Below are 16,386 nucleotides of genomic sequence, written 5' to 3'. Positions count from 1 at the left end.
AGCAGAAGGCCCTCATGTTCATTTCCCGCACGATGTACCCGATTCGATGGCTACGCCTCTTTGCTCGGCGCTTCCTGCACACCGTGTACCGTGCCGACTGCCTCATGGTAGCCGCAGCCCTGACGTATACCACGTTGCTCGCGCTGGTCCCTCTCCTGACGATCACCGTGCTCGTCTTTCACAATTTTCCGGCCTTCGAGAAAGTCGGCGAATCGCTAGAGGAGTTTCTCAGCGCCAACCTTTTGCCCGAAGCCGTCTCGCGTCTCGTCACACTCTACAGCCGCGAATTCATCGCCAATTCGACCAAACTCTCGATGATCGGCACCGTGATGCTCATCGTCACGGCACTGATACTCTTGTCGACCATCGAATCGGCCTTCAACCGCATCTGGCGCGTACGTCGCGCACGTACCCTCGGCGCACGCCTGGTCACCTACTGGTTCGTCCTGACCGCGGGGCCCCTGCTATTCGGCATTGGCGTCTACCTGACCACACAGCTGGCCAAGGAATCGCTCAAGCTCACGGGGCACGTCGGGCTGGCCACGCCCCTCGTCTCCTTCTTCCTGATCTGGGGCTTTTTTTGGGCGCTCTATCAACTCGTCCCGCATCGCCCGGTACGATCTCGCGATGCACTCCTCGCTGCGTTCATCACCACAGGAGCCTTTCTGTTCCTCCAACGAGGATTTGCCATATTCATCGCCCGTTTCGCCACATACGACCTGGTCTATGGCGCGTTCGCCGCCTTGCCGATCTTTCTCGTCTGGATTTATCTGCTCTGGACGATCATCCTTCTCGGGGCAGCCTTGGCCGCCACACTCGGTGCGCTCTCGTCCTCACGCTTGCGGCCCGATACACTCGAACCCGATTCGGCCTCCGCGCAGACCGACGAAGCAGGAAATCAATCCTCCATGAAGGGATCGACCTCGAACTGAAACACTTCGACGTCGCGTGTCTGCGCCTCGAACCGGATGAAATGCACCTGCCGCAACAGCCACTTCCCCACGGCCGACTCGCTGGCCTCGACCAATTTCGGACCGCAAACGGTCCCCTTCGTACAGACGAGCGCCGATTGCAGACGCAAGGGAGGCGCTTTGCGCACCGACAAAGCCATTTGCGCCGAAGTACCCGCCGGCAAGGGTTTCTCCTGCCCCAGCGCGACCGGTTCGGGATCGAATCCCAACGCCTGGATACCCATCTGCAAACCGTTGGGATGCTGCCTCAACCAGCGTACCAACGCCAGCACCCAGCGCACATCCCCCACTACACGGATCGCGACGATCTGTCCCGGAAAAAAAATCGGTCCCTCATTGTCCGTCCAGCGCAACTCATAGCCGCTGATGCTCACATCGGTGACGCGAACCGGATGGATGGTAGCTGGCAAGCCGAGACGATGGGACAACACAGCCTCCCAGCCGACGAGTAACTCGGCCATGGCATCGAAAGGCTTGCGCGGCAGGCGACGCTGCCAGCCGTAACGCCAACGATCGAGCAATTCACGCAACAAGGCCGCCCGTCCGTCCGCACTCAAGCCACCCTCCTGATGCCGACGCGTTGCCCACCCCCCCCCTTCGAGCAGGTGGATCTCCTCTTCTGCCCGTTTGGCGAGCTCTTCGAGCGAAAAAAACAAGGTGGCCCGAGGAGCGTTCTCACGCCCAAAGAACCACGCTCTCGGTTCCGGCGGCTCGTCGAGCGACAAAGACATCACGAAACCATCTTCCTGACTCTGGCCCGAGCCGTACAGGGCAATGACGGGCGATGCGCTCTGAATCCAACGTAGCGCCCATAAAAGCTCTTTTCCGTCCATGAATCGAGGATCGGCCGCGGCCAGCGCGAATAACCACGCCAGCTCTCCGCGTACGGGCTCCTTGTCCGCATAAGCATGGCCCAGCTGCGTGAGGAGGCGCCAGAATCCCGGTGGCAAGACGATCCGGGTCATGGTCGACAACAGATAGAGACGCAACGCGAACCCGGCAAAGAATTTGCCCGCCAACTCGTTGCGCCTGGCATCGGGAAGCCACTCTTCGAGACGATCCACCGCCGTCGTCATGAACCGATGCAGAGCGAGCACGTCGCTGGCGGGCAGAGGAAAAGTCAAGGCCACCGAATGCTGAAGCAGCTCATCGATCGAGGCCAGCAAAGGCCTGCCCTCTTCGGCCAACCAAGCGGAATCCGTCCGTATGCGTATGCGTTCCAGACGGCGGCGTAGCGCCTCGATTTCCCGTTCATCGATCATGGCATAATCACTTGGAGCATGTGGGGCGATTCTACACCGCCCTTCATTTTCCCAGTACAATCGGCGGCACGTGCGCCAGGGTGGTGAAATCGGTAAACACAGCGGACTTAAAATCCGCCGCCGTGAGGCTTGGGGGTTCGAATCCCCTCCCTGGCACCACAGACACCGTTCAGGCGTTTTTTGCGTCCCGATGAATCGCACTATCTGCTGAAAATCAAGCAGTCATCTTTTTCTGTGCCCTTCACCCAACCCCAAGCTTTTGCATGTCTCCCGCATAAGGACGCAGTACTTTTCGAGTATCTGCTTTCCGTGGCATCCATTTCTGGCGTGGCACGCTCGAGGCAGGTACCGGCGCAAGCAGACGCCATTGTCGACCCAATTGGGCAAGCCGTGGAAAACGCTTGCCCTCTAACGATTCATTGAAAACAAAGGAAATTTGGCGGAGGCGGTGAGATTCGAACTCACGAGGGGCGCAAACCCCTGGCGGTTTTCAAGACCGCTGCCTTCAACCGCTCGGCCACGCCTCCGGCCGCCGGCACCTTGCGCGCCGGCGAGGGCGATTTTACCGCACATTCAAGCGAATGCCGTCGCCCCGCTGCCACCCAGCTCCACCCGCAGGGCAGCGGCAAGCGTCGCCGAGGGATGCACCACGGCATGCGGCGAAGGGCCGCGGCGGCGCGGTGGAGCCCAGATGGCGTCGGGGAAGTGGGTGTCGTCGCGGTAGCGGGGAATCACGTGCCAGTGCAGGTGCGGCACCATGTTGCCCAGGCTGACGAGATTGATCTTGTCCGGGCTCATGAGGCGGCGCAGCACGCGTTCCGTGCCAAGCACCACCCGCCACAGGTGCATGCAATCGTCCGGGTCGAGATCCGTCATCTCGGCGACGTGCTCGTTCCAGATCACGCGCAGATAGCCCGGATAATCGGCATGGCGGACGTCGATGACGCGACAGCGGCCATCGCGCCACAGCACCTCTTCCTCACTCCCAAGGCATAGAGGGCAACTATCGGGATGATTTGATCGAATCGGCATCATTTGGTCCTCATGAGAGGGATTTCGACAATATAATCCCTGCATCTGCTCGACGCAATCGATGCCATGAATACGCCATCCGACTCCGCTTTCCAGCTCCAATGGCGCGAGGCGCTTTCGGTGAAGAATGATGCCATCGATCGCGACCATCGCCGTCTCATCGGGCTCATCAACCGGGTACAAGGCATGCTGGCGCACGACAGTTCGGTCGGCGAACTCACCCAGGCACTGGACGAACTCGCCGACTATACCGCCACGCATTTTCGCCGCGAAGAAGCGATCCAACAGGCCATCGGTTACCCCGAAGCCCGGTCTCACGCGATGCAGCATCGAGACCTCACCCATCAGTTGCATACGATCACCACCGAGATTCTCTCCCTGGCTCATGGCGGCAACACGGTACATGCGCTCGCACCCGAACTGCGGCAACGCATTCTGGATCTGTTTCGCGAATGGCTCATCACCCATATCATTCAACAAGATTTACGATACAAACCCTGGATCGAACGATTCCCCTCCGACTGGACGCCGGCAACGGCGCAACACGGAACGGATCGCTGAAATTTTGTTCGCATCGCAACGCTTTCCTTCCGATCCTGGAAAACGATGTCCGACCATTCCTTCCCCTTCTCCAGCTTTCATCTCCAGTGGCGCGACGAACTATCGGTGCACAATGATGCCATCGATCGGGACCACCGCTGGCTGATCGAACTCGTCGACCGCATCCAGTCGCTGATCCTCAAGCGCGCCTCGCTCGCCCGGCTCACCATCGCGCTCGACGAACTCGCCCGCTACACCGAAGAGCACTTTACGCGCGAAGAGTTGATCCAGCAGGCAGCGGGTTACCCCGACCTCGACGAACATCGCCGCTCGCACGAGAAACTCGAGCGGCAGCTGACCGACATCACCGCCCGCATCCTCGCCCAGCCGGTCGAGCGAACCACGCTCGATGCGCTCGATGACAACACCCGCCGTGCGCTCCTCGATCTGCTGCGATCCTGGCTGATCGATCACATCATCAGGGAAGACCTCCAATTACGTCCGTGGTTAGAACGGTTTCCCCGTGACTGGAACCCGGCCTCGCCCCCTTCCTGCCCTCCGCAAAAAGAGCCCTCGACGACCGCGTCCGGCTAAAATCCCGATTCCGGGAACGAAACACCAAGGAGGGGACGATGACGGCAAGCCACTGGATCCTGCTCGCGCTGGGCGGGTTCGGCGCCGGTGCGATGAACGCGATCGCTGGCGGCGGCACCTTCCTCTCCTTTCCCGCGCTGCTCGCGATCGGCCTGCCACCGGTCACCGCCAACGCAAGCAACTCGGTGGCCTTGTGGCCGGCGAGCCTGGCGAGCGCCTGGGCCTATCGCCGCGAGCTCGCCCGCTACCGCCAGCACCTACCGCGTCTGACCTTGGCCGCGTTTCTCGGCGGTGCGCTGGGCGGTGGCTTGCTGCTGGTGACGAGCAATGCCCTCTTCGCTCGCCTCGTCCCCTGGCTGCTGCTCACGGCCACGCTCCTCTTCGCGCTCGCGCCGCGCATCAACCGCTGGCTGGAGGCGCGTCGCCGCGCTGGCCCGCGGCAAACGTTGGGCTGGGGCGGGACGATCTTCCAGCTCCTCGTGTCGGTCTATGGCGGATTCTTCGGCGCCGGCATGGGCATCGTGATGATCGCCGCCATCGCCATGCAGGGCATCGAGGACATCAACGAGATCAACGCGCTGAAGAACTGGCTCTCGGCGGTGATCTACAGCGTGGCCGCCCTCACTTTCACCCTGGGCGGCGCCGTGAGCTGGCCGCACACGCTGGTGGTGCTCCTGGCCGCCGCCGCGGGCGGCTATCTCGCAGGGCGCATCGCCCGCCGGCTGCCGGCGATCTGGCTGCGCCGCTTCATCCTCTTGGTAGGAACGGCACTCACGCTTTATTATTTCCTTTTTTGATCGAGAAGAGAGGGAAACCCCATGACCATCGCCTTGCCCCAAGGCGTGCAACTGCACGCACCGCTCCATCCCCGTTTCGACGAGATCCTCACGCCCGAGGCGCTCGAGTTCGTCGCCAAGCTCCACCGCCGTTTCGAACCCCGCCGCCAGGAGCTGCTGCGCGCGCGCAATGAACGCCAGGCACGTATCGACGCCGGCGAGAAACCCGACTTCCTGCCCGAGACGCGCGCCGTGCGCGAGGGCGAGTGGAAAATCGCGCCGCTGCCCAAGGCGCTCGAATGCCGTCGTGTCGAAATCACCGGCCCGGCCGCCGACCGCAAGATGGTCATCAACGCCTTCAACTCGGGGGCGGACAGCTACATGACCGACTTCGAGGATTCCAACAGCCCCAACTGGTTCAATCAGGTGCAGGGGCAGATCAACGTCTACGACGCCATCCGCCGCAAAATCGACTTCGTGGCCGAAAACGGCAAGGAATACAAGCTCGCCGACAAGATCGCCGTGCTGCAGATCCGTCCGCGCGGCTGGCATCTCGATGAAAAACACGTCACCGTCGACGGACAGCGCCTCTCCGGCTCGCTCTTCGACTTCGGCCTCGCCTTCTACCACAATGCCAAGGAGCAGCTCGCGCGCGGCCAAGGCCCCTTCTACTATCTGCCCAAGCTCGAAAGTCACCTGGAAGCGCGCCTGTGGAACGACGTCTTCTGCTTCGCCCAGGACGAACTGGGTCTGCCGCGCGGCACCATCAAGGCCACGGTGCTCATCGAGACGATCCTCGCCACGTTCGAGATGGAAGAGATCCTCTATGAGCTGCGCGACCACTCCGCCGGGCTCAACGCCGGGCGCTGGGATTACATCTTTTCCTGCATCAAGAAGTTCCGCAAGGACAAGGACTTCTGCCTGGCCGACCGCGCCCGCATCACCATGGAAGTCCCCTTCATGCGCTCCTATGCGCTCGCGCTCGTCAAGGCTTGCCACAAACGCGGCGCGCCGGCCATCGGCGGCATGAGCGCGCTCATCCCGATCAAGAACGATCCGGAAGCGAACGAGCGGGCGCTGGCCGGCGTGCGCCACGACAAGCGGCGCGATGCCAACGACGGATTCGACGGCGGCTGGGTGGCCCACCCCGGCCTGGTCGACGTGGCCATGGAAGAATTCAAGGCGGTGCTGGGCGATCATCCCAACCAGTGGGACAAGCAGCGCGACGAGACCTTCACCGCGCGCGACTTCCTCAATTTCCAGCCGGAGAAACCCATCACCGAGGGGGGGCTGCGCAACAACATCAACGTGGCCATCCATTATCTTGGCTCCTGGCTGGGCGGCAACGGCGCCGTGGCGATCCACAACCTGATGGAAGACGCCGCCACCGCCGAGATCGCCCGCGCCCAGGTCTGGCAGTGGATCTACAGCCCCAAAGGCGTGCTGGAAGACGGGCGCAAGGTCACGGTGGATCTGGTGCGCTCGCTCATCCCCGAAGAGCTCGCCAAAGTCAAGGCGGAAGTCACGGCACAAGGGGAAGACACCGCCAACTACGACAAGGCGGCGAAGATCTTCGAGAAGATGGCGCTCACCGAGGAATTCCCGGAATTCCTCACGCTGCCCCTCTACGAAGAGCTGCCCTGATCCTTCCCACGGTGTGTTTCTTCCCCGGGAAGGATCGTACGGACTTGGACCGCCCCGCTGCCCGCGGGGCGGCGCGCTTCCTTGCGCCAAAGGATGATTCGGCATGACGACCCGTCCCGTGCTGCCCTTGCGCTTGCTCCTAGCCCTGCGCCGCTGGTGGCAAGACGACGTCATCGAGCTCGCCCGCGAATGGCGCTGGAGTTTTCTCCCGCCGCTGATGGTCTACCTCGCGGCGGGCATCTCGGGGCTCACCGGCATTGCCGGTACGTTTTTCGTCAAGGAATACCTCGACCTCTCCGCGGCTTTCCTTGCCGCGCTCGGTTTTTGGGCGGGTATTCCGTGGGCGCTGAAGATGCCCCTGGGACACCTCGTCGATCTCTTCTGGCACCGCAAGGCGTTCTTCGTCTGGTTGGGTGCCGCCCTGATCGCCGCAAGCATGCTCATCATGATTGGCCTCACGAGCCAACGCGATGCGATGGCAGCGCTGTGGCCCGTCTCCTACTGGTACGTTCTCTCGGTGTTGCTCGCCCCGCTCGGCTACGTCCTGCAAGACGTGGTGGCCGACGCCATGACGGTCGAAGCCGTCCCCACGCGCGACGAGAACGGCGAACCGTTACCCGAGGCGCAAATCAAGCTCATGCACACCACGCTGCAGACGCTGGGGCGCATCGCCATCCTCGGTGGCGGCGTGTTGGTGTCGATTGCCAACGTCCTCGTCTTCTCCGGCAGTGAAGCCCTGTCGATCGAGGAAAAAGCCCCCCTGTATGCACGTATCTATGAGTTGGCGCTCCTGATCCCCCTCGTGTCCGTTTCCGGCGTCATGCTGGCTTCACTGCTGCGCCGGCTCGAGCGGCGTCGTCATGCACGACTCGGGCTTGATCCGGTCTTATGGCCGGAGTTCGGTACGGAAGCCCCTGCACCCAACTGGCCGCTCTTGTGGGGCAGCCTCATCTTCGTCGTATTCACCCTCTCGATGGGGTTACTCGATTTTCCCGGCAATCAGGAAGTGATTTTCGTCGGCTCGTTGGCCGTGATCCTCTTCCTCATGCGCCGCCTCATGGGCGAACTCAGCCCCAACGCACGGCGAACGCTCGCCGGCACTGCGCTCGTAATCTTCGTCTTTCGCGCTACGCCCACCGCCGGCCCCGGACTCACCTGGTGGATGATCGACGAGCTCGGCTTCGATCAGTCCTTCCTCGCCAAGCTCTCCTTGATCGGTTCGGTGCTCACCCTGGCTGGACTGTTCATTTTCCGCCGCTTCATGGCCGAGCACTCCATTCTCGACATCGTGGTGATCCTTTCGGTGATCGGCGCCCTGCTTTCCTTGCCCTATCTGGGGATGTACCACGGCCTGCACGAATGGACGAGCCAGATGACGAACGGCGTGGTCGATGCCCGTTTCATCGCCATCGTCAACACCGCCGTGGAATCTCCCTTGGGGCAGGTATCGATGGTTCCCATGCTCGCCTGGATCGCGCACTCGGCCCCCCAGCATCTCAAGGCGACCTTCTTCGCCGTGATGGCCTCGTTCACCAATCTGGCGCTCTCGGCGTCCGAACTCGGAACGAAGTATCTCAACACCCTTTTCGTGGTCACGCGGGAAGTACGCGCCCCCGACGGCACCATCCTCGTGCCGGCCGATTATTCCCAACTGGGAATGCTGCTCACGGCCGTGATCGCCATTGGCCTGATCGCGCCCTTGGCCACCGTGTATCACGTCCGTCGTAGTGTGCGGCTGCAAGCCCAATGAACGCATCCGAGCACGACGACCGCCAAAATGCGGCTCGATGGTACTGGCAGCGTACCCGTCGGCTCACGCTGGCGCTACTCGCCCTGTGGTTCGCCTTCAATCTCGGCGTAGTGTGGTATGCCGAGGAGCTCAACACGCTTCTCATCGGCGGGGTCCCGCTCGGCTTTCTCCTGCTCTCGACGGTATCCTTGATACTGTTCACCGCGATCGCCACCGTCTATGCACTACTCACCAACCGATGGGAACGGCAAGTTCGCCACTGGGGCGAACGGAATGACGGCTGATACCAAAAGCGTGCAGAGACTATACCGTCTGTGAGGGGTTGCGCTCCTGCCCACCCTTACGCGGTTTGACCTGCCAGTGCGCCTGTCGCGCCAAGGCAAAATCGAAGAAGAGTTTCATCCAGAGGGTGGTACCCGCGATCGCGGTCCAGGTGCCGAAAGGCATGCCCACGGCGATGACCCCGAAGATGACATAAACCAGAATGCCTCCGGCCACGAGGTTGATCACGGCCGTATAAGGCGCATACTTCTCCGGATTGGGCGGAGGCTCACCTCGCCGTAAGGCGACTTCGGAAAAATCCTTGAGAAACAGGATACGAAACGCCCGCCTCAACCAAATGAAAGAAAGCGGAAACAGCGACAAAAACAATATCCAATTCAGCACCAAACTCACGACGACGTGGACGTCCGCCATGGGATCCTCCTTCAAGCAAGACCGCCGGCCCTCGATTGGGCCGGCGGATTTTGGGGTCAAGACCCGCTCGTACTCAGTGGGCGCCCTTGATCACTTGGGACCCGCGAGGGACGCGGACGTTCTCGACCAGCTCCTGGATATGCGCCGGAGGCTCTTTGGTGAATTTATCGACGATGAAAGCGACGATGAAGTTCACGATGGCTCCGACCGAACCAAAGGCTTCCGGCGTAATCCCGAAGAAGCTGTTCGCCCCACCGATCAACCCGAGGTATTCGGTCCCCTTGATGAAGAAGATGCCTTTGTGCGCGAACACGTAGAAGAGGGTGACGAACAGACCGACGAGCATGCCGGCGATCGCCCCTTCCTTGTTCATCTTCTTGGAGAAAATACCCATCATGATCGCGGGGAAGAGCGAGGATGCCGCAATCCCGAAGGCAAGGGCCACGGTCCCGGCCGCAAAGCCTGGAGGATTGAGCCCGAGATACCCCGCCACGAGGATGGCCACCACCATCGCGATCCGTCCGGCGAGCAGTTCACCTTTCTCGTCGAGATCCGGTTTGAACACCCCCTTGACCAGATCGTGCGAGATCGCCGAAGAGATCGCCAGTAGCAAGCCCGCCGCCGTCGAGAGGGCCGCTGCGAGCGCCCCTGCCGCCACCAGACCAATCACCCAGCCAGGCAGCATGGCGATCTCCGGGTTGGCCATGACGATGATGTCGGCATTGACGTCCAGCTCGTTGCCTTTCCAGCCCACCTGCTCGGCTTTCGCCTGAAGCGCGGCGTTCTTGTCGTTGTAGTGCTGGATACGCCCGTCCCCGTTCTTGTCCGAGAATTTCAGCAGACCCGTCTGCTCCCAGCGCTTGAACCAGTCTGGGCGCTCGTCGTAGCGAATGCCCTGATCCGGAGCCACTAGCGGCTTGTTCTCCAGCGCGGCCGGGTAGACGGTGGCCAAGAGGTTGTAGCGCGCCATCGCCGCCACCGCCGGAGCAGTAGTGTAGAGAATGGCGATGAACACCAGCGCCCAACCCGCAGACATGCGCGCGTCACGCACTTTCGGCACCGTGAAGAATCGCATGATCACGTGCGGCAAACCCGCCGTCCCGATCATCAACGACAGGGTGTACATGAACATGTTGAGATAGCTGCCCGGCACCGACGTGGTGTACTTGCCAAAGCCCAGGTCGGTGACGATCTGGTCGAGCCGCTCGAGCAGATACAGATCACTGCCAGCGAGCTTGGAGCCAAGGCCGAGCTGCGGGATCGGATTGCCGGTGAGCATCAGCGAGATGAAGATCGCCGGAACCGTGTAGGCGATGATCAGCACGACATACTGGGCCACCTGGGTGTAGGTGATCCCTTTCATGCCGCCGAACACGGCGTACATGAAGACGATCGCCATCCCGACGTAGATACCGACTTCGTTCGATACGTTGAGGAAGCGCGAAAAAGCCACGCCGACGCCGGTCATCTGGCCGATGATATAGGTGATCGAGGCCACCAACAGGCAGATCACCGCCACCACCGCTGCGCTCTTCGAATAAAACCGGTCGCCAATGAACTGCGGCACCGTGAATTTGCCGAACTTGCGCAGGTAGGGAGCGAGCAGCATCGCCAGCAACACGTAGCCCCCGGTCCAGCCCATGAGGAACAAGGCTCCACCATAGCCCATGGTCGAAATGATGCCGGCCATGGAGATGAACGAAGCGGCGCTCATCCAGTCGGCGGCAGTGGCCATGCCGTTCATCACGGGATTGACCTGGCCTCCGGCGACATAGTACTCGGCCGTCGATCCCGCCCGGCTCCAGATCGCAATGCCGATGTACAGCGAGAACGACAGTCCCACCATCAAGTAAATCCAAGCTTGCACGGACATGATCGTCGCTCCTTATTCTTCGTGCACGTCGAATTCGCGATCGATCTTGTCCATCGCGTAGGCGTAGTAGAAGATCAATGCGACGAAGACGTACATCGATCCTTGATGGGCGAACCAGAACCCGAGCGGATAGCCGCCGAGATGGATCGAGTTGAGCGCGGGCGCCAGGATGATTCCCGCGAGGTAAGACACGATGAACCAGACGACCAGGACGATCGAGATCAATCGCAGGGTCGCCGACCAGTAAGCTTGCGGCGATTTATTCATTTTCCATCTCCTTCATCCTCTTCGGTAGCAAAAGAGTGTCGAGCCCGGGCATCAATGCCACCCCGACACCATCAATCGTATAAATATCCGCTTACATAGAACTTACAGAAAAAAACCCGCCTTGCGGCGGGTTTTCTTCTGTGCTGCACACGAAGCCAGGATCACATGCGGGCGATCATCGCCTCGCCGAAGCCGGAACAGCTCACTTCGGTGGCTCCTTCCATGAGCCGGGCGAAGTCGTACGTAACGATCTTGTCTTGGATGGTACGCTCCATCGCCTTGATGACCAGATCCGCCGCTTCTTTCCAGTCGAAGAAGCGCAGCATCATTTCGGCCGAGAGGATGAGCGAGCCGGGGTTCACCTTGTCGAGGCCGGCGTACTTCGGCGCCGTGCCGTGCGTGGCTTCGAACACGGCGTACAGGTCGCCGACGTTCGCCCCCGGGGCGATGCCGATGCCGCCCACCTGCGCCGCCAGCGCGTCCGAAATGTAGTCGCCGTTGAGATTGAGCGTGGCGATCACGTCGTATTCGGCCGGACGCAGCAGGATCTGCTGCAGGAAGGCATCGGCGATCGCGTCCTTGACCACGATCTCGCGCCCCGTTTTCGGGTTGGTGAACTTGCACCATGGGCCGCCGTCGATCGGCTGGGCGCCGAACTGCTCCTGAGCCACGCGGTAGCCCACGTCACGGAAGAGCCCTTCGGTGAACTTCATGATGTTGCCCTTGTGCACGAGGGTCACCGACTTGCGGTCGTTGTCGATGGCGTACTGGATCGCCGCACGCACCAGGCGTGTGGTGCCCTCGATCGACACGGGCTTGATCCCGATTCCCGAGGTTTCGGGGAAACGGATTTTCTTCACGCCCATTTCGTTCTGCAGGAAGTCGATCACCTTGCGCGCACCGTCGGACTGGGCCGGCCATTCGATGCCGGCGTAGATGTCCTCCGTATTCTCACGGAAGATCACCATGTCGACGAGCTCGGGACGCTTGACCGGCGAAGGCACGCCGTTGAAGTAGCGCACCGGACGGATGCATTGATAGAGATCCATCTCCTGGCGCAGCGCCACGTTGAGCGAGCGGATGCCGCCGCCCACTGGCGTGGTCATCGGCCCCTTGATGGAAACGGCGAATTCCTTGAGCGCCGCGAGCGTTTCTTCCGGCAACCACTGGTCGGGCCCATAGACGCGCGTGGCTTTCTCGCCGGCGTAGACTTCCATCCAGTGGATCTTGCGCTTGCCGCCGTAAGCCTTTTCGACGGCCGCGTCGATGACCTTCATCATCACCGGCGTAATGTCGATCCCGATGCCATCGCCTTCGATGTAAGGCACGATGGGATTGTCGGGGATGGGCTGCCCCAATACGATTTTCTGGCCACCCGCAGGTACCTCGATCTTGGACTCGCTCACGGTCATTCTCCCTGATGTCATCATCGCGGGCATGCGACGGCCGCAGCTCACCCGCAGCCTCCGCCCCGCATCTTCCAGCGCCCCAGGGCGCCACCGTTTCGTATTATCCAATAAAATTCCACGATCCGAAAGAACGCCGCCCCAGCTCCCTCAGCCGCAAGGTATCATCGAACACTTCGAACAACGACCCGCGCAGCTGCATGGCAGGGTGTGATGGCCGGGTGCCCGTGCGTCGATTCGACCGGGATCGCATCCCACGCATTCACGCTGCCCTGCCCCATGAAGGCTCGCGGCGATTTTTCGAGACATCCCGTTGTCGTCCTTCCAAGACGAGGAGTAGACGCGATGCAGTACCCTCTACCGCCCGAACGTATCGCCGAGACCATGGCCCAGATGATGATCGAGGGGTTTGATCGTCATTATCGAATCTTCCGCGCCACCTCGGGACGAGCAAAAGAACTGTTCGAAGCCGGAGACTGGTCCAAGTTGCTCGAAGCGGTACGAGAGCGCGTGGAATTCTACGACCGGCGCGTCGAGGAGACCGTCGAGCGCCTGCGCCGCGCGTTCGACATCGCCAACCTCGACGATGCGATCTGGCAGCAAGTGAAGCTGCACTACATCGGCCATTTGCTCGAACACAAGCAACCGGAACTCGCCGAGACCTTCTTCAATTCGGTGACGACGAAAATCCTGCATCGCAGCTACTTCAACAATCAATACATTTTCGCCCGCCCGGCGATCTCCACTGAATACATCGAATCCTACCCGCCCGTCTATACCAGTTACTATCCCAAGGAAGAGGGGCTGCGACGCACCATCCGGCGCATCCTCGAAGATTTCGACTGGCAACGGCCTTTCGAGCATCTGGACCGCGACGTCGTCCATATCCTGCGCACCGTCAAACGCCATCTGGGCGGACGCTGGCCGGCACCGGAAGTCAACGCGCAAATCCAGGTGCTCTACTCCGCCTTCTACCGCAACAAGACCGCCTACGTCATCGGCAAGGCGATCAATGGGCACCAGGAATACCCCTTCGCGGTGGCCGTGCGCCACGGCAAATCGGGCATGCTGGTGGTCGACGCCATCCTGCTCGAAGCCTGGCGCATCTCGGTGCTCTTTTCGCTGTCGCGCGCCTACTTCCTCGTCGACATGGAAGTGCCTTCGGGCTATGTCAATTTCCTGCGTTCCATCATGCCCAACAAACCGCGCTCCGAGCTCTACACCATGCTGGGGCTGGGCAAGCAGGGTAAGACGATGTTCTTCCGCGATCTCATCGCCCATCTGCGCCACTCGAACGACCACTTCATCATCGCCCCCGGCATCAAGGGGATGGTGATGCTCGTCTTCACCCTACCCTCTTTCCCTTACGTCTTCAAGATCATCAAGGACGTCTTCGGCAGCAGCAAGAACATCGACCGCGAGACGGTGCGGCAGAAATATCTCATGGTCAAACGCGTCGATCGGGTCGGTCGCATGGCCGACACCCTGGAATTCTCCCAGGTGGCCCTGCCGTTGGCCCGTTTCTCGCCGGAGCTGCTCGAAGAGCTGCGTACGGTGGCCTCCTCCTCCTTCGAGATCGAGGGCGACCAGATCGTGATCAAACATCTCTACATCGAACGGCGCATGACACCGCTCAATCTGCATCTAGAAAATGCCGACGAGGAGACGCTCGAACATGCGGTGCGCGAATACGGCAATGCAATCCGCGAGATGGCCATCGCCAACATCTTCCCCGGCGACATGCTATGGAAGAACTTCGGCATCACCCGCTATGGTCGCGTCGTGTTCTACGACTACGACGAGATCGAGTACATGACCGACGTCAATTTCCGCGCCATCCCGCCGGCGCCTCATCCCGAGATGGAGTTCTCGAGCGAAGCCTGGTACAGCGCCGGGCCGCTCGACGTCTTTCCCGAAGAGTTCGCCACCTTCCTCCTGGGCGATCCGCGCATCCGCAAAGCCTTCCTCAAATACCACCGTGACCTGCTCACGCCCCAATTCTGGCAGGAAGTACAACGACGCATCCGCGCCGGGTTGGTGGAGGATTTCTTCCCCTACGGCGAGGAGTTACGTTTCTGCAATCTCTACCCACCGAAACGGCGAAAGCCTTCGTTACCCCGAACCGCCGTCGAGATCCCATGATGTAAAATGGCAAAAAATCATGATGGAACGAACTGCCATGAACGAGACGAGATTTCCCCTCCTCCTGCTCGGCGCCACGGTGCTGCTCACGGCTTGTGCCGAGAACCCCTACCGCGGCGAGCATGCGAAGACCGCCACCGGCGCCACCATCGGCGCCGTAGCAGGCGGCGTAGTCGGCAGGGCCGTTGCCAGCGACAATGCCAAAACCGGTGGCACGCTCATCGGCGCCGCGGTGGGCGCCACCGTAGGCGGCCTCATCGGCCGACAAATGGACCAGCAGGAAGCGGAGCTGCGCCGCCAAATGGCCAGCACTGGCGTCGAAATCCAGCGTCAGGGCGATACGATCCGCCTGCAAGCCCCCGAGGCCATCACGTTCCAAACGGGTAGCGCCACCCTGCAGCCGCAGTTCATGGGCGTGCTCGACCAGCTCGCCCAGAGCCTGCAGCAGTATCCGAACACCATCGTGCGCATCGAAGGGCACACCGACTCCACCGGCTCGGCGGCCTTCAACCAGACGCTGTCGGAGAACCGCGCCCAGGCAGTGGCGAGCTACCTCATCCAGCGCGGCGTGCCGACCAATCGCATCCAGACCGTGGGATTCGGCGCTACCCGACCCATCGCCGACAACCGCACCCCCGAGGGTCGGGCCAAGAACCGCCGTGTGGAGATTTTGCTCGTACCCATCGTGGATCAGCAGGGTCGAGGCTGACCGGCCGAAGATTCAGCCCAGGGGCCGTCTGAGCGCGCTACGCCGCTGTTGCCAATCCGGCAGGTAGCGCGCCACCAGGGTCCAGAACGCCGGGCCGTGGTGCGCATGGAACAGATGGGCGAGCTCATGGACGACCACGTATTCGATGAGCTCGGACGAGCGCTCGGCCAGATAGAGGTTGAACGTCAAACGCCTCGTGGCCCGAGTACAACTTCCCCAGATGGTTTTACAGGGACGGATGCGCCACCGAATGGAAGGAGCCTGCATCCGCTCTTGCCACTGAGGCACCAACGATTCCAGAAACCTTGCGAGCCGTTCCCCTTGCCAGGCACGCAAAAGCTTCCATGCGCTCTCCCGGTTCCCGACGCCCCGCACCAGGAAACCCTCCCGTTCGCTGAAAAGAACCGACGCATCATCGGATCCGCCCGAAACGATCCTCAGGGGATAGGGCACGCCGAAGAGCCAAGCCCGGTCTGCCGACGCTCGGCGCAAGTGCGATCGCTGTTTTTGCACCCAAGCCGATTTTCCCCGTATCCAGGCCGATACCGCCTCCCCGTCGGCATGCAAGGGGATGGACACGCGCAAACGTCCGTCGGGCGGCACGACGCGAAGATGCCAGTGGCGGATGGGCTTGCGCCGCACCTCCACGACTTCCCCGTCGACCTCCAGGAATCCGGTTTCGGCTTTCATGGTCAGCGATGCTACCATAGCCCCAGTCCACGCC

The 16,386-nt window shown here is 61.4% G+C and carries 16 protein-coding genes and 2 tRNA genes; 10 read left to right on the top strand and 8 right to left on the bottom strand.

Annotated elements, in window-relative coordinates; all coding sequences use genetic code 11:
• Nucleotides 1-14: 14 nt before the first annotated feature.
• A complete protein-coding gene (locus EPD80_RS06735; RefSeq protein ID WP_142810523.1) occupies nt 15-932 on the top strand; it encodes a YihY family inner membrane protein in 918 nt (305 codons plus the stop codon).
• Here EPD80_RS06735 and EPD80_RS06730 read toward each other — a convergent pair.
• Complete coding sequence (locus tag EPD80_RS06730; RefSeq protein ID WP_142810521.1) at nt 899-2,233, bottom strand: hypothetical protein; 1,335 nt, start codon at nt 2,231-2,233, stop codon at nt 899-901. The two genes, EPD80_RS06735 and EPD80_RS06730, sit on opposite strands and share 34 nt — an antisense overlap.
• 74 nt (nt 2,234-2,307) lie before the next feature.
• On the opposite strand from EPD80_RS06730, the gene EPD80_RS06725 reads away from it, so the two are divergent.
• Nucleotides 2,308-2,392, top strand: a tRNA-Leu gene (locus EPD80_RS06725).
• Between the two features lie 278 nt (nt 2,393-2,670).
• Here EPD80_RS06725 and EPD80_RS06720 read toward each other — a convergent pair.
• Nucleotides 2,671-2,760 (bottom strand) — tRNA-Ser (locus EPD80_RS06720).
• 46 nt (nt 2,761-2,806) lie between these two features.
• On the bottom strand, nt 2,807-3,265 hold the full coding sequence (locus EPD80_RS06715) for an HIT family protein (RefSeq protein ID WP_142810730.1): 459 nt from the start codon (nt 3,263-3,265) through the stop codon (nt 2,807-2,809).
• A gap of 66 nt (nt 3,266-3,331) precedes the next feature.
• Between EPD80_RS06715 and EPD80_RS06710 the strand changes: the two genes are divergently transcribed.
• The 6 genes from EPD80_RS06710 (at nt 3,332) to EPD80_RS06685 (ending at nt 8,853) form a co-directional block, all read left to right on the top strand.
• A complete protein-coding gene (locus EPD80_RS06710) occupies nt 3,332-3,826 on the top strand; it encodes a bacteriohemerythrin (RefSeq protein WP_142810519.1) in 495 nt (164 codons plus the stop codon).
• 45 nt (nt 3,827-3,871) lie between these two features.
• Nucleotides 3,872-4,399: a bacteriohemerythrin gene (locus EPD80_RS06705; protein ID WP_142810518.1), complete on the top strand. Its 528-nt coding sequence runs from the start codon at nt 3,872-3,874 to the stop codon at nt 4,397-4,399.
• Between the two features lie 38 nt (nt 4,400-4,437).
• On the top strand, nt 4,438-5,196 hold the full coding sequence (locus tag EPD80_RS06700; RefSeq protein ID WP_142810516.1) for a sulfite exporter TauE/SafE family protein: 759 nt from the start codon (nt 4,438-4,440) through the stop codon (nt 5,194-5,196).
• A gap of 21 nt (nt 5,197-5,217) precedes the next feature.
• Nucleotides 5,218-6,819 (top strand): malate synthase A, encoded by a 1,602-nt coding sequence (gene aceB / locus EPD80_RS06695; protein WP_142810514.1) that lies wholly within the window; start codon nt 5,218-5,220, stop codon nt 6,817-6,819.
• 103 nt (nt 6,820-6,922) lie between these two features.
• A complete protein-coding gene (locus EPD80_RS06690; RefSeq protein WP_221928894.1) occupies nt 6,923-8,569 on the top strand; it encodes a hypothetical protein in 1,647 nt (548 codons plus the stop codon).
• Nucleotides 8,566-8,853: a DUF4212 domain-containing protein gene (locus tag EPD80_RS06685; RefSeq protein ID WP_142810512.1), complete on the top strand. Its 288-nt coding sequence runs from the start codon at nt 8,566-8,568 to the stop codon at nt 8,851-8,853. Before EPD80_RS06690 ends, EPD80_RS06685 begins: the two co-directional genes overlap by 4 nt.
• 19 nt (nt 8,854-8,872) lie before the next feature.
• Here the strand turns inward: EPD80_RS06685 and EPD80_RS06680 are convergent, their stop codons facing one another.
• From EPD80_RS06680 to icd, 4 genes are all read right to left on the bottom strand, one after another.
• Nucleotides 8,873-9,265, bottom strand: coding sequence for a hypothetical protein (locus EPD80_RS06680; RefSeq protein ID WP_142805195.1), 393 nt, complete (start codon nt 9,263-9,265; stop codon nt 8,873-8,875).
• Nucleotides 9,266-9,338: 73 nt separating this feature from the next.
• Nucleotides 9,339-11,138 carry a sodium:solute symporter family protein gene (locus EPD80_RS06675; RefSeq protein ID WP_142810510.1) on the bottom strand — a complete coding sequence of 600 codons (1,800 nt, stop codon included), beginning with the start codon at nt 11,136-11,138 and terminating at the stop codon, nt 9,339-9,341.
• 12 nt (nt 11,139-11,150) lie between these two features.
• Nucleotides 11,151-11,405, bottom strand: coding sequence for a DUF4212 domain-containing protein (locus EPD80_RS06670; RefSeq protein ID WP_116543469.1), 255 nt, complete (start codon nt 11,403-11,405; stop codon nt 11,151-11,153).
• Nucleotides 11,406-11,566: 161 nt separating this feature from the next.
• Nucleotides 11,567-12,811, bottom strand: a complete 1,245-nt coding sequence (icd, locus tag EPD80_RS06665; RefSeq protein ID WP_142810508.1) for an NADP-dependent isocitrate dehydrogenase — start codon at nt 12,809-12,811, stop codon at nt 11,567-11,569.
• Between the two features lie 345 nt (nt 12,812-13,156).
• On the opposite strand from icd, the gene aceK reads away from it, so the two are divergent.
• Both aceK and EPD80_RS06655 read left to right on the top strand, forming a co-directional pair.
• The gene (aceK, locus tag EPD80_RS06660; protein ID WP_142810506.1) at nt 13,157-14,953 is read left to right on the top strand and encodes a bifunctional isocitrate dehydrogenase kinase/phosphatase; all 1,797 of its coding nucleotides are present in this window, start codon (nt 13,157-13,159) and stop codon (nt 14,951-14,953) included.
• Nucleotides 14,954-14,972: 19 nt separating this feature from the next.
• The gene (locus EPD80_RS06655; RefSeq protein ID WP_221928893.1) at nt 14,973-15,662 is read left to right on the top strand and encodes an OmpA family protein; all 690 of its coding nucleotides are present in this window, start codon (nt 14,973-14,975) and stop codon (nt 15,660-15,662) included.
• Nucleotides 15,663-15,674: 12 nt separating this feature from the next.
• On the opposite strand, the gene EPD80_RS06650 is transcribed toward EPD80_RS06655, so the two are convergent.
• A complete protein-coding gene (locus tag EPD80_RS06650; protein WP_185957732.1) occupies nt 15,675-16,352 on the bottom strand; it encodes a M48 family metallopeptidase in 678 nt (225 codons plus the stop codon).
• Nucleotides 16,353-16,386: the final 34 nt, after the last annotated feature.

The organism is Tepidiphilus olei (assembly GCF_006980705.1).
Lineage (GTDB): Bacteria > Pseudomonadota > Gammaproteobacteria > Burkholderiales > Rhodocyclaceae > Tepidiphilus > Tepidiphilus olei.
The sequence above is the reverse complement of the archived record's forward strand: the minus strand, read 5'-3'. Positions and strand labels throughout refer to the sequence as shown.

Excerpts from the sequence above, each read along its gene's own strand:
- EPD80_RS06705 (WP_142810518.1), top strand. The coding sequence starts at position 3,872 with ATGTCCGACCATTCCTTCCCCTTCTCCAGCTTTCATCTCCAGTGGCGC.
- EPD80_RS06655 (WP_221928893.1), top strand. The coding sequence starts at position 14,973 with ATGATGGAACGAACTGCCATGAACGAGACGAGATTTCCCCTCCTCCTG.
- aceB (WP_142810514.1), top strand. The coding sequence starts at position 5,218 with ATGACCATCGCCTTGCCCCAAGGCGTGCAACTGCACGCACCGCTCCAT.
- EPD80_RS06680 (WP_142805195.1), bottom strand. The coding sequence starts at position 9,265 with ATGGCGGACGTCCACGTCGTCGTGAGTTTGGTGCTGAATTGGATATTG.
- EPD80_RS06685 (WP_142810512.1), top strand. The coding sequence starts at position 8,566 with ATGAACGCATCCGAGCACGACGACCGCCAAAATGCGGCTCGATGGTAC.
- EPD80_RS06730 (WP_142810521.1), bottom strand. The coding sequence starts at position 2,233 with ATGATCGATGAACGGGAAATCGAGGCGCTACGCCGCCGTCTGGAACGC.
- EPD80_RS06690 (WP_221928894.1), top strand. The coding sequence starts at position 6,923 with ATGACGACCCGTCCCGTGCTGCCCTTGCGCTTGCTCCTAGCCCTGCGC.
- EPD80_RS06700 (WP_142810516.1), top strand. The coding sequence starts at position 4,438 with ATGACGGCAAGCCACTGGATCCTGCTCGCGCTGGGCGGGTTCGGCGCC.
- aceK (WP_142810506.1), top strand. The coding sequence starts at position 13,157 with ATGCAGTACCCTCTACCGCCCGAACGTATCGCCGAGACCATGGCCCAG.
- EPD80_RS06670 (WP_116543469.1), bottom strand. The coding sequence starts at position 11,405 with ATGAATAAATCGCCGCAAGCTTACTGGTCGGCGACCCTGCGATTGATC.
- EPD80_RS06710 (WP_142810519.1), top strand. The coding sequence starts at position 3,332 with ATGAATACGCCATCCGACTCCGCTTTCCAGCTCCAATGGCGCGAGGCG.
- EPD80_RS06735 (WP_142810523.1), top strand. The coding sequence starts at position 15 with ATGTTCATTTCCCGCACGATGTACCCGATTCGATGGCTACGCCTCTTT.
- EPD80_RS06675 (WP_142810510.1), bottom strand. The coding sequence starts at position 11,138 with ATGTCCGTGCAAGCTTGGATTTACTTGATGGTGGGACTGTCGTTCTCG.
- EPD80_RS06715 (WP_142810730.1), bottom strand. The coding sequence starts at position 3,265 with ATGCCGATTCGATCAAATCATCCCGATAGTTGCCCTCTATGCCTTGGG.
- EPD80_RS06650 (WP_185957732.1), bottom strand. The coding sequence starts at position 16,352 with ATGAAAGCCGAAACCGGATTCCTGGAGGTCGACGGGGAAGTCGTGGAG.